Origin of the sequence: Paenibacillus sp. FSL R5-0486 (assembly GCF_037975155.1) — a bacterium.
Classification (GTDB): domain Bacteria; phylum Bacillota; class Bacilli; order Paenibacillales; family Paenibacillaceae; genus Paenibacillus; species Paenibacillus amylolyticus.
This window is the reverse complement of the sequence record NZ_CP150237.1, coordinates 6,613,924-6,639,786: the sequence shown is the minus strand read 5'-3', so window position 1 is coordinate 6,639,786 and position 25,863 is coordinate 6,613,924. Positions and strand designations below refer to the sequence as shown.

Below are 25,863 nucleotides of genomic sequence, written 5' to 3'. Positions count from 1 at the left end.
TGAGGAGGAGGAACAACGATGGATATGGGACTTAGGGGTAAAAAAGCATTGGTGCTGGCTTCCAGTCGCGGGCTAGGCAAAGCGGTGGCTGCTCAATTGGCAGCAGAAGGTGCTGACGTCATGCTTGCCAGCCGGAGCGAAGAAAAGCTCGCAGCAGTGAAGCAGGAGCTTCTGGCGCTTGGTGGTGGCGGACGTGTGGAATATTGTGCAACCGATGTGACACGCAAGGAAGATATTGAGGCTCTGATTCACAAGACAGCAGAAATGTTTGGACAGATTGATATTCTGGTGAACAATTCGGGTGGCCCGCCATCGGGTTCATTTGAGTCACTGACGGATGAAGATTGGGAACGTGCATTTGAATTAAATGTGCTCAGTTATGTAAGGCTGATTCGTGGCGCTCTTCCTTATATGAAAGAAAGCGGAGGACACATTGTCAATATCGCTTCAACTTCGGTGAAACAGCCGATTCCGGGTCTGGTGCTGTCCAATACGTTCCGTACTGGCGTGTTTGGATTGGCGAAGACGTTATCCCAGGAGCTGGCTCCATACGGAATATTGATCAACACGGTGGCGCCGGGACGTATTGCAACAGACCGTATACGTGAGCTTGATGCAGCACGGGCTGAGCAGAACGGAATCAGTGAGGAAGAGGTATCTGACCAATTCCGTAAAGAGATTCCACTGGGCCGTTATGGTCAACCAGAGGAGTTTGCCAAAGCGGTGGTATTCCTGTTATCCGGAGCCAATACGTACATTACCGGAACCTCATTGATCGTGGATGGTGGTATGGTCCGAGCACTATAAAAGTCATTGATACAATAAAATACCCTCTGTCACCACATTACGTGGAGATCGAGGGTATTCGTGTTGATCCATTATGTTGGGAGAGATCACTCCCGATTCATTATGTAGGCGAATTAGCGCAAGAGTTCCCATTCATGCTGAAGCATGCCGTACACCGCATGGTTCACGTAACCTTTAGGCAGTTTCTCTGCCTGACGAATGACCCCCTCGAGAACAAATCCGAGTCTTTCAGGGATAGCGCGACTCCGTTTGTTATTCGTTGCTGAGCGAATCTCGACGCGATTCAGGTCCAGGGTCACCAGAGCATAATCAACCAGAACGCGACAAGCGCTTGTCATCAAGCCTTGACCCTCAAAACCTTTGCCAAGCCAATATCCGATGCTTACCGAGCGATTGGTCCAGTTAATTTCGTGGAATCCAATGACGCCGGCTAGATCCCCTTTTGACCATACTCCGGCGGTGAATCCGCCATTCTCGGCACCTTGTTTTAACGCGTTGGTAATAAAGTTCGAGGTGTGTTCCACTTCTGTCACATGATCCACCCACGGCAACCAATGTCTCAGTTGATCCCGCGAGCGATCCGTCAGTTCGAACAGTGGTTTGGTATGTTCCATGGCCAGTGGCCGGAGTTCGGTATATTCATCCAATGAATAGGTAAACATGAATGCAACCTTCTTTCTTTGTATAGTGTTGTTCAAAAAAGTCCACTTTTGATTACGAATTATGCCTAGCGGCATTATTAGCATCGAATATGAAAACCAGATTTTTTGAACACGTATTTGTAGTGGATTAACGTGAGGTCTTGGGCAACTTTTGCTCCAGTGCAAACAGGTCTTCTTCCATTGAGGCCATGCGTTGATTAACCGTTGTGCGTGCGTCACGGAGTGCCTGATTATATATGTAGGGAGCGAGCTGTGTCATGAACAGGTCGAGGACACCCCAAGCGGCCAGATCGCCGAGTTCTTCGCCACGTTCCTCTTCGAAATACGACTGGATGGTGCGAATGGCTTCATCCTGCTGTTCTTTGGTCAGTTTAAGCGAGTTCGATGGAATGGGAAACCCTCCCTTTAATTTGTTTTTACTATCATGCTACATGATTCGAGCGAACCCGTCAAAATGGTTTAGGGCCTATTTATGCACGGCTAATCCTGACTTTGGTGCCGTTCTTTATTGAACTCCTCCCCCGTTAAAGGTATATTTAAATGAAACGCGTACGAAACTTTCCAAGAAAATAGTTTTTTTCAGGAAATGACTTCGTTATTAAGGAATTATAGCCGGAATTGCTGCAATTCCCTAAGGCTCCAATCCATTCATGAAAGGTTTGATACCTGTGGACAATCGTACAACCCCACCTAACTTTATCAAAAATATTATTACCGAAGATCTCCGGTCTGGGAAAGTCCAGGAAGTTATTACCCGTTTTCCTCCGGAACCGAACGGTTATCTGCATATCGGCCATGCCAAGGCGATCTGGATTAACTTTACGCTGGGCGGCGAATTTGGCGGCAAAACGAATCTGCGCTTTGATGACACAAACCCGGTCAAGGAAGATGTAGAGTATGTTCAATCGATTCAGGAAGACGTGAAATGGCTCGGATACGAGTGGAACGAGAAACGTTTTGCCTCGGATTATTTTGACGAGATGTACAACCGTGCTGTCTTGTTGATTAAAAAAGGTAAAGCCTACATCGACGACCAAAGCGCCGACGAAATCCGTGAAATGCGCGGAACGCTGACGGAGCCGGGTAAGAACAGCCCGTACCGTGATCGTTCGGTGGAAGAGAATCTCGACCTGTTCACACGTATGCGTGCAGGCGAATTCAAGAACGGAGAGAAAGTGCTGCGTGCCAAGATCGATATGTCTGCACCAAATATCAATCTGCGCGATCCGGTTATTTACCGGATTTCACATGCACACCATCATAACACGGGCGACAAATGGTGTATCTATCCAATGTACGCCTTTGCTCACCCGCTCGAAGATGCAATTGAAGGTGTAACTCATTCCCTCTGCTCTCTGGAGTTCGAGGATCAACGTCCATTCTACGATTGGGTTATTGCCGAGTGTGAGATGGAGAACCAACCGCATCAATATGAATTTGGTCGCCTGAATCTGTCCCAGATGGTAACAAGCAAGCGGAAGCTGAAACTGCTTGTAGATGAAGGCCATGTGGATGGATGGGATGATCCTCGCATGCCAACGATTTCGGGTCTGCGCCGCCGGGGTTATACACCGGAAGCTATTCGTGATTTTGTATATGAGACAGGCATTTCCAAAAACTATGGAGTTATCGACCTGCAAACGCTGGAGCACTTTGTACGTGAAGACTTGAAACTGAAAGCTCCGCGCACGATGGCTGTGCTGCATCCGCTCAAAGTGGTCATCACCAACTATCCTGAAGGACAAGTGGAATGGCTTGAAGCAGAGAACAATGTGGAGAACCCAGAGATGGGTAATCGCCAAATTCCGTTCTCCCGTGAGATTTATATTGAACAAGACGATTTCATGGAAAATCCGCCGAATAAATATTTCCGTTTGTTCCCTGGCAACGAAGTTCGTCTGAAACATGCATACTTCATCAAATGTAACGATGTGATCAAAGATGCAGCAGGCAATGTGACCGAGATTCATTGTACCTATGATGTAGAGACGAAGAGCGGCAGTGGCTTCACTGGTCGTAAAGTCAAAGGAACAATCCACTGGGTAGAAGCGACTCAAGCGGTACCTGCTGAATTCCGTCTGTACGAGCCGTTGATCCTGGATGAAGCACCAGAAGCAGAGGTCGAAGTGGCAGTAGCTGGGGCTGAGGCTGAGGTTGTGGAAGAGCAACCGGAGAAAACGTTCCTGGATCAATTGAACCCGAACTCCCTTGAGATTGTTAATGGGTATGTGGAACAAGAGATGAAAGAAGCGAATGCTCAGGATAAATTCCAATTCTTCCGTCACGGTTACTTCAGTGTAGATCCAAAACATTCCGAACCAGGACGTCCGGTATTTAACCGGGTCGTATCCCTGAAAAGCTCATTCCAACTGCCGAAGGCATAAGGAAGTGAGAAGGAGGATTCCGATTATATTTTAAGATGCCTAGTATTCATTAAACCGCACAGGCTACAAGAGTTTTTTTACCTTGAGCATTTGGCTAAGTTTTTAGTGTAATCTCTTACAATTTGGTGACCAGTGGCTCTAAAATATGATGTAATAAGTATATGAAATACTGATGAGGAAAGTTTCTTATACAGTAATTTGAGATGTATATTTTTAGTATGTACCCTATAAGATGGTCACTTTGAAAAAAACCATCTTATAGGGTATTTTGCTTATGATAATAAAAGGATATTGGAGCGGAAGTGCTCTGACTAAAAGTTTACTGACTAAGAAAGAACAAGAGCAACTGAGACAAAATTCAAATGGAAATGGTAATCTGCCATGAGAAATTTTGAAGAAGCGGGCTTAGATTTTGAATGTATTGATTTGGAGCGTATCCGTTCTTGCGAAAACGTTGGGTTGCCTCATATTGTGGAAGCCGGCGTTAGAGGGCTTTCAGGATCAAGCGAAACAAAGGTGAATGGACACTGGAGGAGAAGATTAAAGGATTAGAAGCAAAGAACCAACTGTTACGAGCGGAAAACGAACTGTTAAAAACTCTATCTACTAGAAAGGTAGATGTTGAAAATGAAATAATCAGTGCAACAAAACTGAAATTTAAGGATTTTCATCACATGAATAAAATGTAAAACATGAAGCGTATTCGCCGGATCATGATGAAATTCGAGATCATCTGTCCCATTCCGCAAGCTAATCCAGTACGTGTAATCAAAAGCAACGAAAGAGCATCGTACATGTCCAAGCAAATTACATAAGCAAATTTTAAGCCAGCCCAAGCTGGAGCGGTGTTATTAACTGATATTACATATCTAACATACAAGCGAGGTAAACGCACGTATTTATCGACCATTAATGACACAGAGACGAAACTATAACTATCTTTAGTCAGAGAAATTACTGCAAAAAATGTTGATAATAAAAATGATTACTGTCGTTCTCTCCCCATTTAATTAGGGAGAGAACTTTTTTTAGATATGCTTCATGCATTTTCAGGTCGTATATTCTTCTAAATTGCTAAACTACTTCTTTGTCCGAGCCCGAATAATCTTCAAAACTCCTTCAGTTTTGGCTTTATGATTCCGTAAGATAATCTAGTATCTTTCTTAAAACCAATATTCTTTGCCTCTAAAACGAAATAAAAAAGGGAAAATATGATAAAAATGTGATATTGTTATTTACAAAATGAGATATATTGGTATAATAATCATCATGAGGTGTTAAACGTATAAAAAATTACTATTTTGTAAAAAAAGATAATATTTATAGAGGTGGATTAAATGGTGTACATATTTGATGTCATATTTTCTTTCATTTTATTAACGGCTCTTTATATGAAGGCGATTGACTATCAAGATTCAAGATATGAAGTTTTTTCTTATGGCTTTATATCATATAAATACACTGGAGGACTTCTAATTCTTGTTCTAATTGTTGAAGCTGTTTTGGCAATGTGTTTTATATTTGGGAAGTATGTAATACAAGCATCTTTATTCACAGCTTTGCTTTTTATCTTTTTTGTATTCGCTCAACTGTATAAGAAGCATAATAAAGCAAATAACAAATGTAGTTGTTTTGGTAAAGTGGCGTGGTTAAATAAAATGCCTATAACCAGAAATTTGATTCTTATTTGTTTTTTGATGCTTAGAGTTCCTATGGCAGAAAGAAGTGTGGACATTAGGTCATCGTTGATAGAATTACTCTTGATCATTGTCATAATTATGTTGCTGGATTTTGTACAGACTTTCGTTAACTCTAGTGAAAGAAACTTGATATTATGATGCTTATCTATTTTCTTTCATGCTTACTTGTTTTGATGGGTTTAATTAGAAAAAGAGTAAGCAGAATGCTGAATACTGAAAGAAAACAAGTGTTTCTACGTTTAAAACAAGATGGGTACATTGATTTTGATACGAACTTCCCGATAATCTTTTTGTCATTGGAAACGGATTCATTTGAGGAGATTTCAAAGGTATTAAGTGAAGGTGAGATTCCCTTAATTGTAATTCTTAATTCTCCTTTATGGTATGTAAGGATGAAGGAGAAACAATGGAGCAACCATATTGTAATCCCATATGCTGATTTAAAAGGTTGGCTAAAAGATGTTAAAAGCAATTTTGTTTTTTTTGAAAAAAAAGAAAAAGTAACCAAAATAAATAATGTTTTATCTTTTTTAGATGCTATTAAAATCATAGAAAGGAGGTGATATTCATGGCATGTCCTGGTGGAAGCACGGTCATTGATACTACATACGGCACTCCGTTTTGCGCAAATAACGGCTGGTGCACTTGGTATCCGTGGGATAGCTCAAGTTCGAGAGTACAGCACGTGTACGATGTTTGCAAAAACAACAGTACAGGTGCAATATCTCACGAATACGCTAATACCAAAAACCTTGATCAATGTTGCTAGTCGTTGAATTATTTTAATACTTAGTGTAACGATGTATAGGTTGATAGGGGTTTCTTTTACCTATTCAGCCTATACATTATGTCTTAGAAGGGAGAAACGATTATGGATGATGAACATAAAGACAAGCCACATATGAGGTTTCTCAAAAATAGTTTCATAAGTCAATTGGACATTGGACGTTACGTCCCGCAACCGATTGAAATTGAAAAGAGATGTTTTGATGATACAGTTTGGTCAAGTGAAGAATATAATGGTTCAGTAATTTTGATAACAAGTTTTTCATGTAACGTTTGTAATGCTGAGGTGGCTCGTGATCTTGCTGGTATCTTTCCTAATTTTCAATTTGTTCTTTTTACGGATGGAACCACGGAACAAGTTGAACAATTAAGAGAAAGACTTAGCGGAATAAAAGTAGTACATGCCAATGTCTTTATGGTGATTCGTCAGTTGGCGGTGCCTGGAGTACCTTTTGCTATTGCTGTAAATTCAGAAGGGCAGATCGTTTCAGGAGAAGCTTTCGATTCTATTGAAACTGTGAAGCTGGCAATACGCCCATTGCTTGAGGTTTATTATGAAGAAGCTTTATAAATCTGGATGCACCTTTCTGTTAACAGTCAAAGAAGTGATAATGACTATTTACCGATATAACAGATGGATAGTTATTATGGGGATATTATTTAGCCTTTATTTTTCTGTTGTGTCACTAACCATGGTACATACCTCTAAATGGTTAATAAATAGTTTGAATAGTGCAGATTTTAAAAGTTGTATTCAAATTTTTCTGTTAGTTACTTTTCTTAATTTGATTAAAAACATAATGAACGACTATCAACAACTTAAAAATGAGGAATTCTCCTTTCAAATTTCAATATTTAATCAGAAACGTCTAATCAAAGGTTTGGATGAGTATGAATTATATGAAAAAGAACATTCAGATTTTCAAAGTAAACAAAATATTGCTACTAGAGGAATAACAATGTATTTCGGATACTTTCGTCTTTCCATTCAATTGATCGAGAGTCTCCTTATTTCGGTGAGTTCTTTGTTTTTTTTAGTTAACTATTCCATTTATCTTGGGTTGTCTGTAATTTTAATATCACTTTTTAAGTTGATTATTATCAGTAAAATTATTAATAAAAAGGTTGATTTAAATAGGGAGTTGCAACAGCATCAACGTGAGCCGGATTATTTTTATAATTTACTTATAGATGTGCCGGTACAAAAAGAATTGAAATCTTATGGTATCACTGATTATTTCCTTGAGAAATGGAATCAAGCTAATAACAAAATGTATAGTATAAGAAAGAAATTACTTGTAATGCAATTGAAAAATAATGTTAGTCAAAATTTATTTTCACAATTAAGTTTAGCTGCTGTCATAGTTATGATTATTATCTTAGTGAGTAAACAAAGTCTAACCGTGGGCGACTATTTTGCTCTGACATTAGCCTTGAATCTCGCTGAAAGCAATATTACATCATTAGTTCGAAATATTACACAAGGAGCTGAGGATACGTACTATATTGACGATTTTAATAAATTTGTCCGTCCGAGAAGAAAGAGTGAAAATGGAACGACCTATCCTTATCAATTTAGAGATGGCATTGATATTAAAAATCTTTATTTTAAATATCCTAACTCGACAAAAAATGTATTAAACGATATTAGCTTTCGTATAGAGAAAGGACAAAAGTTGGTTATATTAGGGGAAAACGGATCTGGGAAAACAACATTGTTAAAATTGATTGGTGGTTTATATTCCGCTCCTGAGAATACAATTTTTTATGACGGCACAAGCCAGCATCTCCTAGACAAAAGCTCTTTGTTTAAGGGAATAACTACAGTATTTCAAGATTTTACTAAATATATGATTACAGTAAAAGAGAATGTTATTTTAGGTAATAACAGTGATCATTTAAATGATGAACTTATGCTGGAAGCTTTTAATATAGCCTCTTTTAAGGATTACAGAAATTTGCCAAATGGTATAGACACTCGTTTAGGTTATTTGACATCAGATTCGGTCAATTTATCGGGGGGACAGTGGCAAAAGTTAGCTCTTGCTAGGGCTCTATATAAGGGAGCTGATCTATTATTATTAGATGAACCAACAGCAGCTATAGATGCCGAGAGCGAAGTTCTTTACCTTGAAAATCTTTTCAAAGAGGTCAATAAAACGGTTGTTGTTATTACCCATCGCATTAATATTGCTTGTCTAGCTGATTATATTATATTCATGAAAGATGGAAATATTGTAGAGGCAGGATCTCACGAACTACTTCTGTCAAATGAAAACGGAATATATAAAAGACTTTGGGATAGACAGTCCAGTCCATTTCAATTAGAAGGAAGAGAGGTTGCATATGGATAAGCTTCCCGATATAGAACTTCTAAATCAAGATGGTCATTCAATAAAGACGATAGAGGCCTGGAGTGGAAAAGAACTTTTAATTGTTTTTCTATCTCTATACTGTAAGCGCTGCATTGAGTTGTTACCTGATTTAGAGAAAGTAAAGCAACATGGGTTACTACTAATAGTAGTTACGAATGGTGAAGTTGAGGAAAATCGTGACATTTCAGATCACTTTGGATGGGATATTCCTTTAATTTCTTTAAATAATAATGATATGGGAGAGTATTTCAAGGTTTTTGAGACACCAACAATACAAATTTACAGTAAAGAAGGAAGTTTGCTTAGTAAAGGAATTATAAACTATGCTGATGACATCACATTTTATGTAGACAGTATTGGCTCTAAAACTACATTAGGTGAGGTGCGTGAATGAGAGGGAATCTTATATGCTGTAAGAACTTAGATTTTAACAAAGACAGGTTATGTCACACACTCGGAGAAGTTATTAATCGAATTGAAATCTCTACTAGACCTAAGGTATTAGAAATATATGTACTTATTAAGTTATCAGGAATAGAAATAGATAAAAGTTATGAGGTGGAGGTGCAATTCAGGAATGAGGATAGAACAGTTGTTGGGTATACCGACAAGTTTATACTTTATAACAGAAGAGGAAATAAACAAGTGCCAGGAGTAGATTCCAGTATAAAAATGAAGGTTGTTATAACAAATACTGGTAATTTCACCATGGATTTGATGATCGACGGAGAAGATATAGATTCTTATCCCATATATATATTTGATCAAGGGGATAGCTGATGAAATTGAAAATATATTTTAAGCTGCTGTCTACATCGTTAATTAGAAACAAAACGGTTACCAGTATACTCACTTTACAAATGGCTATCTCTTTGATACTTGTCAGTATCATTGTTTCATTTTTAAATGCAGGATATCATACAATTAAGGATCAAGTGAATAGAAGTGTTGGGAATTCTGAAATTTTGCTTGGCATGCCAATTTCATTTGGGAAATTGGTGAAATATGAAGACGAATGGAGAAGTAAAGGCGAATTGGTCAGGTTTTCATATATTGTTTCTACAGATGATCTAATCAAATCAGAGCTAGATGAGGTTGTCCTACCAATTTTCGCTGTTAATAGAGACTATCCTTATTTCTTTGGGTTTCCCTCTGATGGGCTTAAAGAAGGAGAAGTGGTGTTAACAGTGAATGCTACAAAACGAATTTTTCCAAGTGTAGCTTCTAAGGATATTTATAATCAAAAGATTGAGATCCTAGGAAAAGAATATTTTGTGAAAGCAATAGAACAGAAGAGCCTTGTGGATAGAGTGTATATACCATTAGCTGATTTTCGCAAGGCTTACGAAGACTTGGGAGATGTTGTTGTTGGTTCGTTATCGGTAGATCAAACTTCATCAAAAGTAATTCTTAAAGATCTAGAGTCATTCAAACCGAAGATAATGTCTCAAAGCTCTCAATCCAAATATCAAAGTTTTATTAGTTTTCTTGTGTTGGCCAGCATAATAACTATATTCTTGATATTTTATTCGATTATTAATTTTGTCCAGTTGTTCAGCTATAAAGTCAATAAAGAAAAAGACAAGTGGGATATATTGTTTCTTCATGGTGCTACTCGTAAAGATTTAAAATCCTATTTATATATTGAAACAGGGATTGTGACTATTGTTGCATTAATAATCTCAGCTATCGGTGTCGTAACAATTGTGAAATTTCTAAATGTAGATGGAATTACATTTTTATTCAATTATACAATTTTATCTGTGATCGTGGTAATTTTGCTTATTATGGTCTTATTTAGCGTAGAGATGACTCTTCGCAAGTTAAGAAGAAACTTATTGAAGTGAGGTATAGCATGCTTGATCTATGGAAAGTTGCTGTAAGTATGCTTCGGAGCAATCGAAGGATGATTTGGTTAATACGTGTTCAATTTTTTTTCATGTTTCTCTTAACATTAATTTTATGCAGTATCCTATTTGAAAATCAATCGCAAAAAAAAGTATTAAATGAAGAAATAGGAAGAGGAAGCTGGGTGATCAGTCCTACTATTAAAAATAGTAAAACCTCTAATATCCAATGGACAGAAGAACAGATTAATTGGTTGAAAGAGGAATATGCTGACCAAGTAGGACTAATTTATCTTTCCAAACATCAGGAAGCATTAAATCAAATATATGTTAATGATGTCATTCATAAATTTCTTGTACAAGATGGAAAAAATCCATCAACTGAACTCCTAGGGTATCTTTTGAATGAATCTGTAGAGTCTGGTACAAAAATTATTGAGATGGATACCTTAAATAACTTATCTGGAAGTCCATTAGTTTTTTTAATTGGTGTTGAGGAAGCGCAAATTCAAATCAAAACTTTAAGCAATGAGTTGAGTGAATTAAACTCCGGCTATTACTACGATATAAGACAGGTAATCAAGTATAAAGAGCAAAAAACTGAGATTAATCTAATATATACCAAGTCCTTACTCTTTTTTACAACAATATCACTTCTGCTAATTTTGACTTGTATCATTAGCTTTATTTTACTACAAAATCAGTATCAAGTGGCAAGGGTGAATTTGTTCAGGCATTTTGGTGCTACGAAAAGAGACATATTAAAAATATTTATTCTGATTAATGTGTATCTTACAGGACCATCTTATATCTTAGCTGTAATTCTCTCTATGCTTGTTGGATGGTTTTTATTCAATGCAATGGCATGGGTAATCTCATTTTTTATAAGTATTGGCCTATTGATTGTGATCTTAATATTTATGACACTTCCATCGGTGACGATTAATGCTAAAACTATTTGATTGGAGTATTCTAAATGAGTCTATTGGAATTACATGATATCAATAAAACGTATATTGGGCGTAAAGTTGATTCTGTCGTATTTCGTTCCATAAATTTAACAATTGAAGAGGGGGAGTATATCGGTATTTATGGAAGATCCGGCTCTGGTAAGAGTACATTACTGAATATGATTGGCCTTGTTGACTTACCAACATCAGGTGAAATCACCTTAGAAGGAAAGAAACTCCGCTCATTGGACGATGAACAATACGCGTTTATCCGTAATAAATATGTAGGATATATATTCCAGGACTTTAAATTGGTCGAAGATATGACAGTTTATGAAAACATAGAAGTGCCACTACTTTTTTCCAAAGAAAAGCTACCCACTACTGAGAGGAATGTGCGCATAACTAATTTATTGAAAGATTTAGGTCTTGAGGGCAAGGGAAATGCTTTTCCTGAAGAGCTGTCGGGCGGGCAAAAGCAGCGAGTTGCAATCGCTAGGGCTCTTGTTAACAAGCCTAAGTTACTGATCGCAGATGAACCAACGGGAAATTTGGATAGTGCTTCCTCTGAGGATGTTATGAGGATGATAACTCGTATTCAGAAAGAGAACAGGATGACAGTCATTATAGCCACACATGATAACTATATCAAAGAATTTGTTAATCGTATCATTCATGTTGAAGATAACAATCTTAGGGAAGGATAGTTTTTAATCATAAATGAATAAAATCTTGGTGCAATCAGGCTAGGATGGCTTTCAGAATGTGATGGGTCGCAAAAGTTTGGAAGTTGAGATTGTCTAGGTATTCAATTTTATTGCAGCATTAAGAACCTTTCTCGTTGGCACACTTTCAGGAGCCTAACAAGAAAGGTTCTTTTGTCATTGATAGTATCATGATTGAATTTCGATACCCTTCAAGGGTTTAGGTTGATATTCTGGGTGCGAAAGTTACAAGATAAACACTAGTCTTAGCCCTCATCTATACTACCCATCTCTGTCAATACAACTGGCTGATAGCCGTTACGTCGATTCGATAACCACATGATGCTAAATCCAACAGCGCCGATGAGCGAGAAGAATACGCCAATGCTATACATGATTTCTGCACCGAAGCTCTGGAACAACCAGCCGCCGAACAGACCGGCAATCACGCCGGAGAGACCTCCCCAGGCCATCGTATAGACCGCTTGACCGGAAGAACGATAAGGTCTTGGAATGAACAGCATGGTCAGTTGCGTACCCACATAGAAGTACCCACCAAACGTAATGGAGTGCATCAACTGAATGAATACAATCTCCAGTGGGTTGTTAGCCAGTGCCATGAGCTGCCAGCGAAGTGCAAACAGCACACTGATCAGAATGAGAGATGCCAGGAGCATGCTCATTTTGCGTTTGAGTAAGCGATCGAGCAACAGGAATACGCCGACTTCGAGAATGGATGAGGTGAAGATGGCCCAGCCGACCATCTGTTTGTCGCCACCCATTTCTACTATGTATAGTGACATAAACGTACTGTTCATGGCATTAGGCACCGATACGAGTACACCCAGGCCGATAAATGCCATAAAATACGGATTGAACATGACTTTGCCAAACCGCCGAAAAGTAACCACCGGTGTATCCGAAGCGATCGGCTGTCTGGGTAGAAATACGGATAATACAAAGGCGGTGGCAATCATGCACGCAAATATAATGGATACACTGCCGATGCCAAAACGGTCAATGAGCGGTCCGGCTGCGACGGCAGTCAGCGCCCAACCGAGTGAACCCCAGAGCCGGAATGACCCAAATTTTTGGGTTGTACCATCGATATATCCGAGAATCAGACTGTTCGTTTGAGCAAATAATGGGCTTTGAAAAAAATAAAAGAAAATCATGGCTACATAGATCCACGTATACGTGGGCGCATAGAATACACCTTGGGCGAGCACAAATGTGCCTCCCATCATAATCATCAGAATGATGCGAATGTTGCGAGATTTATCGCTCCAGAAACCCCAGAACGGGTTGGCAAACAAGGATACAAAGGGTCCAATCGCTATCAGACTGCCAATCTCCAGTTTGGTCATACCAATCTCTTGCAGGTAAAGCTGCAGGAATCCGGCGAAGATGGAGATGGCTCCATATATGAAAAAGTTATATAGTTTCAGAGAAACCAATGAGGGATTGCCTCTTGAGGGTGCAGGTCTGTCCAATTAAGCCATTCCTTTCAAATGCATATTGTTCAATGTATCATTTGTTGAAAGGGGATTCAATGCATAGCGAACGTTTTGAAATTGATGTAGTCAAACACATATCGTTACCAGGAGGGAGGATAACAACATGAACACGCGTGAATGGACAGGCATCATATTGGCAGGAGGATTATCCAGTCGCATGGGGACCAACAAGGCCATGCTGGAACTGAATGGTTCCGTTGTACTGCAACATGTCACAAAAGCCATGAGACCCGCCGTATCCCGTATCATCGTGGCTGCCGGACCCAATGTGACAACCTACAGTGCAATGGGCTACGACTGCGTTCAGGATCACTATCCGGGGAAGGGGCCACTCGCCGGTCTTCACGCGGCGCTGGAAGCTTCCGATACAGACTGGAATCTGGTATGCGCCTGCGATATGCCGCTCATGCAAACGTCTTTCTTTGATGGAATAAAAAAACTGGTCGAATCGCATAACTCTTATTCTGCTATCGTTCCACGCGTGGATGGACATGTCCACCCTCTTGCAGGGGCTTACCACATACGAGTGCTCCCTGATCTGGAGCAGCGTCTGATACAGGATCATCTTCGAGTCATGCGATGGCTTGAAGAGATCGGATGCTGTTATGTCGAAGCGGAAGAGCTTGAGAGAGCTGGCGTTCATCAAGTAGCGATGCAAATGAGTAATATGAACACGCCGGAAGAGTACGCACGTATCCGTAATCAAGATTCTGGACTCGATTCCGATCTGTAGGATACAGGATCACCTGATGCATCTGCATGATGATTGCGATATTGAAGCGGGCTTTGGCCTGTCCAACGTTTGAATTGTCTGCTGAAATGGGACAGATGGGTGTAACCGAGCTTCCACGCAATTTCCCCGAGCGACAGCTCTGGCTGTTCGATCAGCACTTTGGCCTCCTGCAACTTCAAGCTGGACAGGTAAGCCCTGGGCGATCGCCCATACACCTTGCGAAAGACCTGCAAACCATATCCCGGGCTGATGCCAAACGAGGATATAATCTGCTCTACTTTGACCGTGGATACACTGCTTTCCTTGGTTCGAAGCTGGGCATGGAATGCCTGCTTGATCGCCTCCGCTATAGCTCCCGCATAATGCATGGCTGTTGGAGCTGGTGCATGTGAAGCAGCAACGGAAGTGGTGGACTCCGGTTCATTGTCAGCGGCTTGGGACAACAGGGCGAATAGTTCAAACATGCGGGCCTGCATGATCATTTTGTCAGTGGACGTGTAGGCTTCAGATACGTTAATCATCCCCATCCAACTCTCCAGCACAACGCGCATCTTCCTATTATCTGCCGTACCTGCTGCGTAGATTTGGCTATGCTGTGACATCAGCTTCAGGGTGAAGACGGGATCATCCACATTAAAGTGAGCGCTAAAATAAGTCATGCCTTCCGTGGATACACATTGATTTGTATGTTTGAACCCGGGAGGAATGAGAAGAATGGAACCTTCCTCCACGGTATAGGTATAACCATGAATCACACTCTCCTGCGTACCTTCGATGATCAACATAATCTCAAAGCCCGGATGTGATTCCTCCGGCATCGTCCATCCACAGGGTACTTGTTGACTGTGCGCACCATAGAATTTGATGTTACTGTCGATAATAGGCAGCCAGTGGGCCAGCGTATGGTGAGGCATTTCTCGGAGCTGTGATCGGATATCCATCATATTCACCTCGGAAAAGGGTAAAAACAACTTGCCTTATACAATCGGCACCCGTAGTATACTTCATTATAATCAGTTTAACGTAAGCATGGTTTATCCATTTAACACATCAGCGTTTGAAATGGTTGCTGAACAATCCAAGTTCTTCAACCGACATTAATGTAAACGCTACCATTATGGATTGGAATATGTCAACTCTTGCACACGTCAAGATCATTATATTTTCCACCTAAAAAGGAGATTAAATCATGGACAAATTATTATATGGCGTAGCTTACTATGATGAATATATGCCTTACGAAAGATTGGACAAAGACATTCAGATGATGAAGGATGCAGGGATTAACGTGGTCCGCATTGCAGAATCAACCTGGAGTACCCATGAACCGCAGAATGGTGTATTTGACTTCTCTTCCGTAGACCGTGTGTTGGATGCCATGCATGAGGCAGGGATTCAGATTATCGTTGGCACACCAACGTATGCTGTTCCAACGTGGATGGTCAAGGAACATCCGGACGTTCTGGCTACAACCTCACAGGGACCTGGCAAATATGGCGCAAGACAGATCATGGACATTACACACCCAACCTATCTATTCTATGCTGAACGGATCATCCGCAAGCTGATCTCTCGGGTAAGCACACATCCAGCGGTCATCGGTTATCAGACAGATAACGAGACGAAGCATTACAATACGGCCGGAGATAATGTACAACTGCAATTCGTCAAATACATGCGGAACAAGTTCAGTTCTCTGGATGAACTCAACAAGGAATTTGGCCTCGACTACTGGAGCAATCGAATCAATAGCTGGGAAGACTTCCCGTCTGTTGTAGGAACGATCAACGGTAGTCTTGGCGCTGAATTTGCCAAGTTCCAGCGGCAGCTGGTAACCAACTTTTTGGCTTGGCAAGTGGGGATCGTGAATGAATACAAACAGGAAGGACAGTTTGTTACCCAGAATTTTGACTTTGATTGGCGTGGATATTCCTACGGCATTCAAGGGGATGTGGACCATTTTGCCGCATCGAAACCTTTTGACATCACCAGTGTGGACATCTACCATCCTTCCCAGGATGATCTGACGGGCATTGAAATTTCATTCGGCGGGGATGTGGCACGTTCAACCAAACAATCGAACTATCTGGTGCTGGAGACCGAAGCGCAGGCGTTCTGGCATTGGGTTCCGTATCCGGGACAACTGCGTTTGCAGGCATTCAGTCATCTGGCATCGGGTGCTAACATGGTCGCTTACTGGCACTGGCATTCGTTGCACAATTCGTTTGAGACGTACTGGAAAGGATTGCTCAGTCATGACTTTGAACCGAATCCGGTGTACAACGAAGCGAAGACCATTGGCAGGGATTTTGCAAGACTGAGTCCTAAGCTTGTGAATCTGAAGAAAAAGAATCGGGTGGCTGTGCTGTTCAGCAATGAGGCACTGACATCCATCAAGTGGTTTGGTTTTAACTTCATCAGTGACAAGAACTACAATGACGTGGTGCGTTGGATGTACGATGAATTGTACAAGATGAACATTGGCTGTGACCTCATCGACCCATCGGTTGAGAGTTATGCGGAATATGATGTGCTCGTTGTACCTGCTCTGTATGCTGCTTCGGATGCATTGCTGGAAAAATTGAATCAATTCGTAGAGGATGGCGGACATATCGTCTACTCGTTCAAAAGTGGATTTGCAAATGAGCATATCAAGGTACGCTCTACCCGCCAGCCCGGGCTAATTAGTGAGGCATGCGGGATCAGTTATAACCTTTTTGTAGAGCCAAAACATGTTTCGCTGCGCGATGATCCATTTGTAGTTGGTGAAGAGCAGAACCAGATTCACACCTGGATGGAACTGATTACACCAACAACGGCTGAAGTACTCGCTTGGTATGATCATCCACATTGGGGTGAATATGCGGCAATTACCCAGAATGCCTATGGAAAAGGCAAAGCAACCTATGTCGGCTGTTACACCAGTTCTGCGGTGATCCGTAAGGTGTTGGAACGTGTCATGAAGGAAGCGGGCGTATGGGGAGCTGATCAGGAGCTGGCTTTTCCGATCATTGTGAAGACAGGTGTGAACGATCAGGGGAACACGATTCGCTATTATTTCAATTATGCAGATGAGGCAACATCCTTCGTGAATGCTTATCGAAAAGGAACTGAACTTCTGGCAGGAACCCCGATTGCTACGGGAGAGAAGATCGAGTTGGAGCCTTGGGGCATACGGATTATCGAACAATAATAGGAAATAATAAATATAGGTATATAAGTTGAATTCAACAAGTACACGTTAACGGAGAGGGCAGAAGAAACCTGAGGAAGCGGAGCGTTCGCCTTTATCAACGGATTTTCCCCTTAGAAAAGGGAATCAAAAAAATCCGGTGATAACAGCGATCAGAGGGTTGTTCTGACCACGTAGTGATCTCGTGTAACCATTCATTCTATTGTATAACGTGATATTTTAACATTTCTAAACGAATATAAAGACCAAAGCGCCCTCAGCTTCCATGCTGGGGCGTTTGTCTATTTTAGCTCAGGAGTGGATGCGCTGTGTTTACCGAATGTTATCGGAAGCTGATAGATCCTTTCAAACGCAGCATTCGCAATAAATTGATTCTTACCATGACGCTGCTGGCCGTTCTGCCCGTCATTGCCATGACCGCTATGGCTGCTGAGAATACCCGCTCTTCCATGGAAGAGGAGATTATGGAGACCAACCGAGCCAATATGAACTGGGCCTCCATCTATCTGGGTGAACAGTTCGCGCGCATGAACAACATTATCTATTCGATTCAGATCAGTGACGAATTGCATCAATATCTGGCGTTGAACGAGGAAGCGCCGGCGGCCAGTCGATTCGATGAACAGAAGGCCATGTTCAATATGCTGAACAGTGTATACTATTCTGCTGGCAATTATGTATTTGGCGTTGAACTGTACCTGAAGGAATTGGACACCTTGTTCACCTTCAACTCGATGGATTCTCGCATCAAAGCGGTATCGGAAATACCGGAAGGATATCATGAGCTTTTTGCACAACATAAAGATTTTACGATTATCAATGATCCGGACGATCCGCAAAAGTTTCACATGACCCGCAGCATGAACCGCTTCGAGGATCAGGCACAGATCGGGGCCATCAGTCTGGAGGTCAAGTGGGCTGAGTTCAACCAGACCCTGGAGCTGCTGGATAGCCGGGGTGACTATGCGGTATACATTGCTGACAGCACGGGGAGTCCGGTCTATCAGCCAAACCAGGATATTCAGCCTTCAGCGGAAGCACTGGAGAAATTGGCAAGCACAAAAGAAAGTTCGGGTTTCATTCGTACAGCCAAGGAATACGTATTTTTTCATTCCATTGAGCCGTCAGGACTGCGTGTGATCAAGATTGTACCTGCCCATGTCATTAACGAAAGTGCCTTGGAAACGATGAAATACGGATTGGTTGTGGGTGGTCTGGCAACCGTCATTTCTGTAGGACTAGCTGCGCTCGTAGCCTGGCGTACATCGAAACCCATTGTCAGACTGGCGAATTCCATGAAGGGTATTCAACTGATCAAGGACAGGGAAGTGGTGCGAAGCGGCCGGGTAGATGAGATTGGTCTGCTGGAGAAAAATCTGCACGGCATGGCTAGTCGTATTCGGGAACATATTCGCGACAACTACCTGATGAATCTGGAGAAGCAGACGGCCGAGCTCAAAGCACTGCAATCCCAGATCCATCCGCATTTCCTGCAAAATACGTTGCAGATGATTGGCGGCATGGTCTACTCGCAAAAACCGGCAGACAGTTACAAGGTCATTCGAGCCTTAAGCGAGATGTTTCGTTATATTGTGCGAGCGCCGGATGGACTTGTACCCCTACAGTCTGAACTGGACCAGCTGGAGCATTATATGCTGATTCAGAAGCAGCGTTTTGCCGGCAGGCTTGAATATACACTGGAGATCACCGGAGAACTTCGGGCGTGTTATATCCCCAAGTTGTCTTTGCAACCCATTGTGGAGAATGCATTTTTGCATGGTCTGGAGAAGAAACAGGGCGAATGGAAGCTGGGCATTGAGGTGGTCTGTGAACCTAGAGATGTAACCATTCGAATTTGTGATAACGGCGTGGGTATGGATGCTGAGAAACTAACGGAGATGCAGTCCAGACTGGAGCGGCTTACCCGGCAGGCTGATCGGGTGTGGAGTTCAGGTACAAGTATTGGACTGGTCAATGCGGCCTCACGAATGGTAATGCATTTTGGACCTGAATATGGGATGAGCATAGAAAGTGAATACGGACAGGGGACAAGCGTTACGGTACGAATCCCCTGCAATACAGGAGGCGAAGCCTTGTGAACAAGGAACTGTACAGAGTGCTGTTGGTGGACGATGAACCGTGGAACCGGGATATTTTGCGCAACCTGGGAGATTGGAATGAACTCGGCTTGACCGTTGCAGGTGAGGCAGAGGATGGTGAGCAGGCCATACAACTGGTCAAGCAGCATCAGCCTCACATTATCATTACGGACATGCGCATGCCCGGCACAGACGGTGTGGAGCTGTTGCAGACGCTTAGCGGACAATACCCACAGATCAAGGTGATCGTGGTGAGCGGATATGATGACTTCAATTATGCAAAACATGCGATCCGGCATCGGGCTGCAGATTATCTGCTCAAACCGGTGAATCCGGATGAACTGAATGGTGTACTTGCTAAATGTGCAAAGGAGTTGGAAAAGGTTGAATCAGCACCTGAATCGTGGGAATCGTACCCATCTTCGTTCGCAGGTGAGTTCTCCCTGTTTCAGCAGCAGGCTCGCTTGCGGTTTAATGACCTAAACGTTCAGAGTCTGCGGGAGTGGTTCCAGCAATTACAGCAGAAGCTGGAACGATGCGAGATTAACAGACCTCGGCAGCTTGGAAGGGTGGCTCATGAATTACAGGCTTTGCTGGACGAACTGTGCGTCTCCAATGGCTTGTACGAGCGGCCCGAAGCAACGGCGCTACCTCCTGCGGCTGCACTGGCTTCCATTGAATCCACGATCGCATGGATTTCGAGTCCGTACTATCAAGCTTTGGAGCAGCTGATTGCGCAGCGTAAATTCAAGAACAAGCTGAACCTGAATGAGGTGAAGCAATACATTGAGCAACACTGTATGGAGATGATTACGCTGGAGCAGCTCGCCCAGATCTTTTTTGTTAGTAAGGAATATCTCAGCAAGGTATTCAAGAAAGAGTATGAGGTGAATGTGACCGACTATGTTGTCCAATTACGTATGACGAGAGCGAAAGAATGGGTGATGGATGAACAGATTCCGTTCAAGCATGTTGCCGAGATGGCGGGTTATGAAGATGTGTCCTACTTCTATCGTGTTTTCAAAAAGCATTTCGGAGTTTCCCCAGGGGAGATGCGTAAGGGACAGCCTCGTATGTCAGGCAATTCAGCCAGTAGCACGGAATGAGTCGTTTGATAGAGCATTTGCGGCAGGATTAAGGTTTAAAATAATCCAATACACAAGTCTAATTTTGTCCAATGAAGCGCTTTCATTTACTGATATATAATGAGCCTATGAAAGACAAACCAGTTACACACCGGGAGGTCATAAGAGATGAAAGTATGGAAAAGCGTAGCAAGTGCGGTACTGGTCAGTGTTCTGCTCGCAGGTTGCGGTTCCAATGCAGGAACGGACAATGGGCAGGAGGAATCCGCATCAGGCAGCACGGTATCACTCAAAGTATTCGTTGCACAACCTCGGCTGAAAGAACATTACGATAAATATATAGAACAGTTCAAAGCCAAGGAGAAAGCAGAGAAAAACATTGAGGTGAACGTGCAACTGGAGATGCCGCCAGCGGACAATGCCCCTCAGATTCTGAAGACACGACTCGCCTCCAATGATGCACCGGATGTGTTCGCCTTGCATGCGGTCAATGAGATCCCACCGTTCAGCAAAGCTGGATATCTGGAAGACCTCTCGGGCCAACCTTTTGTTGATAAGCTGCTGGATTCGGTTAAACCTTCCATAACGGATGCAGAGGGTAAAATCGTAGCTATTCCATTGGAAACAGTATCATGGGGCTATCTGTACAATAAAGATATTTTTGAAGAGCAAGGGCTGGAAGTGCCAACGACGTTAACGGAAATGAAAGCGGTCGTGGAGAAACTCAAAGCAGCCAACATTACACCGTTTGAACTGTCCTACAAAGAAGCCTGGATTCCGCAATTATTCCTGCCACTTACCGTGGGTGCATTAACTCAGTCTGAGCACAAAGACTTCGTGGAGAAGATGAATCAGGATCAGGGCTCCTTCTCCGATATGAAAGCATTGTTCGATATCTTCGATCTCGTCAATGCCAATGGAACGGACAAAGCGCTGGAAGTGGGCGGAGATGATGGTTCAGCAGCCTTCGCATCTGGAAGCGCCGCGATGTGGATTCAGGGACCATGGTTTGCCGAAACCATTCTGAAGTCCAACCCGGACTTGAACTTTGGTGTAGCACCAATGCCGATCAATGACAATCCGGATGATACCAAAATCAATCTGAGCACCTCCACTTCACTGGCAGTATCGTCATCTAGCAAAAACAAAGAAGTGGCACTCGATTTCGTGAACTACATTCTCGATGACAAGGATTCAAGTGCATTCTTCGAAGCGCTCAAATTCAATCCGATTGCCAAGATCCATGACTTCAAGAGCTTCCCGTGGGTAGACGATGCCCAGAAATATGTGAGTGAAGGTAAAGCTTATGAGGACCCATCCCTCCCTCAAGCGGTGAAAGACGAGTCAGGCAAAGCGTTGCAAGGCTACTACTCTGGGCAATTAAATCAACAGCAGGTTATCGATGCGCTCGACAAGGCGTGGAAATCCTACAACAAAGTCAACAAGTAAGGAGCTGTGAGGAATGGAGTATCCGCTTTTGTTGGCAAATCTCAACGGTCTGAGAGTTTTGTCAACAAATTAGCGGTACTTTGTTTCGTCGCAGTCTCCAAGCAGATGATACGGCAGGCAGAACGTTCTTCGTTCCCTCGTTTACAATCATCCGCTTCGAGTGAAAAGGGGGAGAACCAATGGCTACGAATGTGTTCAAGAAGTATCTGTCACTGCTCGCGTTCACTGCGCCTGCCTTTGTCATCTATGCGATTTTCCTGCTGTATCCCACGTTTACTGGCATGTTCTATAGTCTGACGGATTGGAACGGACTTAATCAGGATTACAGCTTTATCGGTCTGGGCAACTTTGTGGAATTGTTCAAAGAAGATCCAGACTTTCTGAACTCTCTGTGGTTCACGATGAAATATGTAATATTTATGCTGATTCTGCAAAATGGAATTGCCTTGCTGCTCGCTGTGTTGATTGAGTCACGAACGCGCAGCAAAGGGCTTTTCCGGACGCTGTTCTTCATGCCTAACATGATCAGTACAATCATCAGTGCTTTCATGTGGACCTTCATCTTCTCTCAGGTGCTACCACAGCTCGCAGAGAAACTGGCCTTTTCGTTCCTCGACCAGCAATGGCTGGGTGATCCGAAGTTTTCATTTTACTCCATTCTGATCGTATCGCTCTGGAACGGTGTAGGGTATATGATGATCATCTATCTGGCTGCTCTCCAGGGTGTGCCGAAAAGTCTCAAAGAAGCGGCTGTTATTGATGGGGCCAACGCATTCCAGGTACTGCGTAATGTAGTGTTGCCGATGATAACTCATGCCGTGACCATCTGTTTCTTCCTGACGCTGAACGGAGCATTCAAAGTGTTTGAAGTGGTATATGGACTGACTGGTGGCGGACCGGGTCGGGCCACGCAGGTGATCACGATGAACATCTATGAAGAAGCATTCTCCAACAACTTCAGATACGGCTATGCGAGTGCCAAATCGGTTGTGCTGTTCATCATCGTACTCATCTTTACACTCATCCAGATCACCGTCATGAAGAAGAAAGAGGTGGAAGCATGAGGATGCAACGACTGAACAGTTATCTGATTCGACTGCTGCTGATTCTGGGCTCTCTCGTCGCCATGCTGCCGATCTACATGGCGGTTGTGAACTCTTTCAAAACACAGGGTGAGATGTTCCAATCCTTTCTCGCGCTGCCAACAACGTTGCACTGGGAGAATTATTCGGACGCGTTTAACAAAATCAATCTGTTGGGCAGTTCCATGAACTCGGCAATTGTATCCTTTCTGGGGATCGGGGGAATCGTCTTCTGTGCCTCACTTGCGGGATACAAGTTGTCACGTACCTCCGGCCGTTTGAGTAACCTGATCTTCTTCCTGTTTGTTGCATCCATGCTGGTGCCGTTCCACTCGATCATGATTCCGCTGACACGGGTAGCCAAAGGCATGGGGGTGCAAGGAAGCACGTACGGATTGGCCCTGATCTATATCGGACTTGGCGTGAACATGGCAATCTTCCTCTATCACGGGTTTGTGAAGTCCATTCCGCGTGAATTGGAAGAATCAGCTCAGATGGACGGATGTAATGAGTTCCAGACATTCTTCCAGATTATCTTCCCACTCTTGCTGCCGATCACAGTCACCATCGCGATTCTGGACTTCCTGTGGATCTGGAATGACTTCTTGTTGCCACTGCTCATGCTGACCGATGTGAATCGTTATACGCTGATTCTGTCCACAAACATGCTGTTTGGTGAATATAATAAGGAATGGCCATTGATTCTGTCCTCCCTGGTACTGACTGCGATTCCGGTTATTCTGATCTATGCGTTCTTCCAGAAGTTCATCATGGAGGGTATTGCAGAGGGTGCGGTCAAAGGATAGAACGTTCAAAGGAATCCCGCAGCGCATCTGGTGTTTGCCCGTTCTGTTATTCGGCCAAACTTTCGAAACTTACGCAAATAGCCTTGATCTGAAGGACGTGGTCCTTCAAGGTCAAGGCTGTTTTTTTTTGATTGTGAAATCAGGAAAAAGCATTCGTCGAAGTCAGGAGCCAGAATCCATAAGCCTGTGGACAGCCTCTGCCAGGCATTGTAATCCACGCTCCATCTCATCGGGGGATGCATAAGCGTAAGACAGCCGAATATGACTCGCATCTAACCGGTCATACAGATAACCCGGGTGGATAAGTACATTTTGCTCCAGACAGGTATGGAACAATTGGCGGATAGAGAGCGGAGAGACAGTGAATTGCAGCCAGATGTAAAACCCGCCAGCGGGTATTTCCCACTCCGCAATCCCATGGAAGCGACGTTGAAGCAGCTCCAGCATGAAGTCTCTGCGTCTGCGTAGTTCAGGGCGAAGGCGTTCCATATGTCCAGCGTGATGTCCTTCGGCGAACCATAGGGCAGCAGCTTCTTGGGCGAGTGAACTGGTGCCGTAATCGGTCTGCATCTTGATATCTGCGAGACGGCGAATGACCGGCTCTGGCCCAACCAGCCATCCGAGGCGCAGTCCAGGACTGACTGCCTTTGACAGGGTGCCCATATGCAGCACCCGTCCTTCCTGGTCACGCGCCTTCAGCGATGAGGGAGGAGGAGTATCCATCCACAGATCACTGTAGGCGGCATCCTCCAGTATGGAGATGCCTAGTGTTCGAGCCGTGGTCATCAGTTCTTCCCGGCGGTGATCACTCATGACATAGCCGGTGGGATTGTGAAAGCTCGGGATCGTGTAGAGAAGCGAGATGTGGTCTTGATCTTTGACATGTTGCGCCGCGTCCTCCAGACGTGCAATGTGTACGCCTTCGTTATCCATCGGGATACCACTCATTTTCAACCCTGCTGACTGAAAGGCGTGAATCGAATAGAGATACGACGGTTTTTCCAGCAGAACCGCTGATCCGCGAGGGAGCAGTCCGACCGAAATCAAATGCAGTGCCTGAAGAGAGCCCGATACGATCAGTATGGAATCTGGAGAGGCTTGAATGCCATTCGTCTGCAAATGGACGGATAAAGCCTCACGAAGCGCCAGGCTTCCTTGAGGTTCCAGGTAGTTGAGTGTACGAGAACGATGGGACAGGGAGTGCAGAATGTCGTTAAAAGCATCCTGAGGCATCAGTTCCGGGGCAAGCTCCCCTGTACCAAGACGTATGATGCCAGGCCGGAATTCAGCCTGATTAATCTGCTGGATCTCGGGCAGGTTGGGATAATACCAGCCCTCCTCGATGGCTTCGTTCCAGTTGGGCATCGCTCCGTGAGCCATGCCATGCCAACCGGAGCCGGAAATATATGTTCCACCGCCATGCCTGCCTTCAATCAGACCAGCGGCGGCCAGATTATCCAGGGCGGTGACCAATGTACTGCGGTTTACGCCCATGGACTTAGCCCATAATCGCTGTGAGGGGAGACGATATCCTGCGGACCATTCGCCCGTTGTGATTTTCTGCCGGATATAGGCTTCAATCTGGCGATATAAGGGCAAGTCGAGAGAAGGGTTCGGCTTCCACCCCATGCTTAGCCGAGAATCAGAACGTTCCATAACTGGCAGAATCACCTCCGTTTTTCTT

General features: G+C 43.4%; 22 protein-coding genes. 17 read left to right on the top strand and 5 right to left on the bottom strand.

Features of this window, described 5'->3' with window-relative positions:
* The first annotated feature begins 18 nt into the window (after positions 1-18).
* A complete protein-coding gene (locus tag MKY01_RS29395) occupies positions 19-807 on the top strand; it encodes an SDR family oxidoreductase (RefSeq protein WP_076209748.1) in 789 nt (262 codons plus the stop codon).
* 113 nt (positions 808-920) lie between these two features.
* On the opposite strand, the gene MKY01_RS29390 is transcribed toward MKY01_RS29395, so the two are convergent.
* Both MKY01_RS29390 and MKY01_RS29385 read right to left on the bottom strand, forming a co-directional pair.
* Positions 921-1,469 carry a GNAT family protein gene (locus MKY01_RS29390; RefSeq protein ID WP_036612698.1) on the bottom strand — a complete coding sequence of 183 codons (549 nt, stop codon included), beginning with the start codon at positions 1,467-1,469 and terminating at the stop codon, positions 921-923.
* 127 nt (positions 1,470-1,596) lie between these two features.
* Entirely contained in the window at positions 1,597-1,839 is a 243-nt protein-coding gene (locus tag MKY01_RS29385) for a DUF2164 domain-containing protein (RefSeq protein ID WP_244988428.1), read from the bottom strand.
* A gap of 280 nt (positions 1,840-2,119) precedes the next feature.
* On the opposite strand from MKY01_RS29385, the gene MKY01_RS29380 reads away from it, so the two are divergent.
* The 9 genes from MKY01_RS29380 to MKY01_RS29340 all read left to right on the top strand — a co-directional run bounded on the left by MKY01_RS29380 (position 2,120) and on the right by MKY01_RS29340 (position 12,218).
* Positions 2,120-3,853 carry a glutamine--tRNA ligase/YqeY domain fusion protein gene (locus tag MKY01_RS29380; protein WP_282320049.1) on the top strand — a complete coding sequence of 578 codons (1,734 nt, stop codon included), beginning with the start codon at positions 2,120-2,122 and terminating at the stop codon, positions 3,851-3,853.
* Between the two features lie 1,903 nt (positions 3,854-5,756).
* Positions 5,757-6,116 (top strand): hypothetical protein, encoded by a 360-nt coding sequence (locus MKY01_RS29375; protein ID WP_017691875.1) that lies wholly within the window; start codon positions 5,757-5,759, stop codon positions 6,114-6,116.
* A gap of 308 nt (positions 6,117-6,424) precedes the next feature.
* Positions 6,425-6,910: a hypothetical protein gene (locus tag MKY01_RS29370; RefSeq protein WP_282320052.1), complete on the top strand. Its 486-nt coding sequence runs from the start codon at positions 6,425-6,427 to the stop codon at positions 6,908-6,910.
* Positions 6,894-8,693 (top strand): ABC transporter ATP-binding protein, encoded by a 1,800-nt coding sequence (locus MKY01_RS29365; protein ID WP_127548970.1) that lies wholly within the window; start codon positions 6,894-6,896, stop codon positions 8,691-8,693. Before MKY01_RS29370 ends, MKY01_RS29365 begins: the two co-directional genes overlap by 17 nt.
* Positions 8,686-9,108, top strand: coding sequence for a redoxin domain-containing protein (locus MKY01_RS29360; protein WP_127548972.1), 423 nt, complete (start codon positions 8,686-8,688; stop codon positions 9,106-9,108). Before MKY01_RS29365 ends, MKY01_RS29360 begins: the two co-directional genes overlap by 8 nt.
* Positions 9,105-9,494 carry a hypothetical protein gene (locus MKY01_RS29355; RefSeq protein WP_017691879.1) on the top strand — a complete coding sequence of 130 codons (390 nt, stop codon included), beginning with the start codon at positions 9,105-9,107 and terminating at the stop codon, positions 9,492-9,494. Before MKY01_RS29360 ends, MKY01_RS29355 begins: the two co-directional genes overlap by 4 nt.
* Positions 9,494-10,561, top strand: a complete 1,068-nt coding sequence (locus MKY01_RS29350; RefSeq protein WP_339284532.1) for an FtsX-like permease family protein — start codon at positions 9,494-9,496, stop codon at positions 10,559-10,561. The genes MKY01_RS29355 and MKY01_RS29350 overlap by 1 nt, the downstream gene beginning before the upstream one ends.
* A 59-nt stretch (positions 10,562-10,620) precedes the next feature.
* Entirely contained in the window at positions 10,621-11,523 is a 903-nt protein-coding gene (locus MKY01_RS29345) for a hypothetical protein (RefSeq protein ID WP_339284530.1), read from the top strand.
* 14 nt (positions 11,524-11,537) lie between these two features.
* Complete coding sequence (locus MKY01_RS29340; protein WP_017691882.1) at positions 11,538-12,218, top strand: ABC transporter ATP-binding protein; 681 nt, start codon at positions 11,538-11,540, stop codon at positions 12,216-12,218.
* A 263-nt stretch (positions 12,219-12,481) separates the two neighbouring features.
* Here the strand turns inward: MKY01_RS29340 and MKY01_RS29335 are convergent, their stop codons facing one another.
* Positions 12,482-13,672 carry an MFS transporter gene (locus MKY01_RS29335; RefSeq protein ID WP_339284528.1) on the bottom strand — a complete coding sequence of 397 codons (1,191 nt, stop codon included), beginning with the start codon at positions 13,670-13,672 and terminating at the stop codon, positions 12,482-12,484.
* A 163-nt stretch (positions 13,673-13,835) separates the two neighbouring features.
* On the opposite strand from MKY01_RS29335, the gene MKY01_RS29330 reads away from it, so the two are divergent.
* Complete coding sequence (locus MKY01_RS29330; RefSeq protein ID WP_339284527.1) at positions 13,836-14,465, top strand: molybdenum cofactor guanylyltransferase; 630 nt, start codon at positions 13,836-13,838, stop codon at positions 14,463-14,465.
* Here the strand turns inward: MKY01_RS29330 and MKY01_RS29325 are convergent.
* Positions 14,435-15,409, bottom strand: a complete 975-nt coding sequence (locus MKY01_RS29325; RefSeq protein WP_339284526.1) for an AraC family transcriptional regulator — start codon at positions 15,407-15,409, stop codon at positions 14,435-14,437. The two genes, MKY01_RS29330 and MKY01_RS29325, sit on opposite strands and share 31 nt — an antisense overlap.
* A 245-nt stretch (positions 15,410-15,654) precedes the next feature.
* Here MKY01_RS29325 and MKY01_RS29320 point away from each other — a divergent pair, with 245 nt between their 5' ends.
* The 6 genes from MKY01_RS29320 (at position 15,655) to MKY01_RS29295 (ending at position 24,179) form a co-directional block, all read left to right on the top strand.
* Positions 15,655-17,658 (top strand): beta-galactosidase, encoded by a 2,004-nt coding sequence (locus MKY01_RS29320; RefSeq protein ID WP_339284525.1) that lies wholly within the window; start codon positions 15,655-15,657, stop codon positions 17,656-17,658.
* A 308-nt stretch (positions 17,659-17,966) separates the two neighbouring features.
* Complete coding sequence (locus MKY01_RS29315; RefSeq protein WP_282320057.1) at positions 17,967-19,757, top strand: sensor histidine kinase; 1,791 nt, start codon at positions 17,967-17,969, stop codon at positions 19,755-19,757.
* Complete coding sequence (locus MKY01_RS29310) at positions 19,754-20,863, top strand: response regulator (protein ID WP_282320058.1); 1,110 nt, start codon at positions 19,754-19,756, stop codon at positions 20,861-20,863. The genes MKY01_RS29315 and MKY01_RS29310 overlap by 4 nt, the downstream gene beginning before the upstream one ends.
* A 147-nt stretch (positions 20,864-21,010) precedes the next feature.
* On the top strand, positions 21,011-22,291 hold the full coding sequence (locus tag MKY01_RS29305) for an extracellular solute-binding protein (RefSeq protein ID WP_047840742.1): 1,281 nt from the start codon (positions 21,011-21,013) through the stop codon (positions 22,289-22,291).
* A 179-nt stretch (positions 22,292-22,470) separates the two neighbouring features.
* The gene (locus MKY01_RS29300; RefSeq protein ID WP_282320059.1) at positions 22,471-23,355 is read left to right on the top strand and encodes a sugar ABC transporter permease; all 885 of its coding nucleotides are present in this window, start codon (positions 22,471-22,473) and stop codon (positions 23,353-23,355) included.
* A complete protein-coding gene (locus MKY01_RS29295) occupies positions 23,352-24,179 on the top strand; it encodes a carbohydrate ABC transporter permease (protein ID WP_047840740.1) in 828 nt (275 codons plus the stop codon). Before MKY01_RS29300 ends, MKY01_RS29295 begins: the two co-directional genes overlap by 4 nt.
* 162 nt (positions 24,180-24,341) lie before the next feature.
* On the opposite strand, the gene MKY01_RS29290 is transcribed toward MKY01_RS29295, so the two are convergent.
* Positions 24,342-25,835, bottom strand: a complete 1,494-nt coding sequence (locus MKY01_RS29290; RefSeq protein ID WP_253503760.1) for a PLP-dependent aminotransferase family protein — start codon at positions 25,833-25,835, stop codon at positions 24,342-24,344.
* Positions 25,836-25,863: the final 28 nt, after the last annotated feature.